Raw genomic sequence first — 661 nt, forward strand, 5'->3', positions numbered from 1 at the left:
TTGGTTAGAGCACATCACTCATAATGATGGGGTCACAGGTTCGAATCCCGTCGTAGCCACCATCTTCACTCTCTTAGAGTTGAAGCATCGCAAGATGTAAAAATACCAGATGCGGAAGTGGCGGAATTGGTAGACGCACCAGATTTAGGTTCTGGCGCCGCAAGGTGTGAGAGTTCAAGTCTCTCCTTCCGCACCATTCTCTTTGCGAAGAGAACTGTTCTTAAGTACATCTTTTGAACAAACGATTTTTGAACAAACATTGTAGGGCTATCGCCAAGCGGTAAGGCAGCGGCTTTTGATGCCGCCATCCCCTGGTTCGAATCCAGGTAGCCCTGCCACATTTTATTATGTGGCTTAATCGAAAGATTAATCGGCGTAATACAAGTAAAAAGTAAAATGGCTACGTAGCTCAGTTGGTTAGAGCACATCACTCATAATGATGGGGTCACAGGTTCGAATCCCGTCGTAGCCACCATCTTCACTCTCTTAGAGTTGAAGCATCGCAAGATGTAAAAATACCAGATGCGGAAGTGGCGGAATTGGTAGACGCACCAGATTTAGGTTCTGGCGCCGCAAGGTGTGAGAGTTCAAGTCTCTCCTTCCGCACCATTCTCTTTGCGAAGAGAATTGTTCTTAAGTGAATCTTTTGAACAAACATTGT

The 661-nt window shown here is 45.7% G+C and carries 4 tRNA genes; all 4 read left to right on the forward strand.

Features of this window, described 5'->3' with window-relative positions:
• Positions 1–111 precede the first annotated feature (111 nt).
• The 4 genes from L4D76_RS28875 to L4D76_RS28890 all read left to right on the forward strand — a co-directional run bounded on the left by L4D76_RS28875 (position 112) and on the right by L4D76_RS28890 (position 609).
• Positions 112–196: transfer RNA gene (locus L4D76_RS28875), tRNA-Leu, on the forward strand.
• Positions 197–263: 67 nt separating this feature from the next.
• A tRNA-Gln gene (locus L4D76_RS28880) sits at positions 264–338 on the forward strand.
• Between the two features lie 60 nt (positions 339–398).
• Positions 399–475 (forward strand) — tRNA-Met (locus tag L4D76_RS28885).
• A 49-nt stretch (positions 476–524) separates the two neighbouring features.
• Positions 525–609 (forward strand) — tRNA-Leu (locus L4D76_RS28890).
• Positions 610–661: the final 52 nt, after the last annotated feature.

Origin of the sequence: Photobacterium sagamiensis, from assembly GCF_050337085.1 — a bacterium.
GTDB lineage: Bacteria > Pseudomonadota > Gammaproteobacteria > Enterobacterales > Vibrionaceae > Photobacterium > Photobacterium sagamiensis.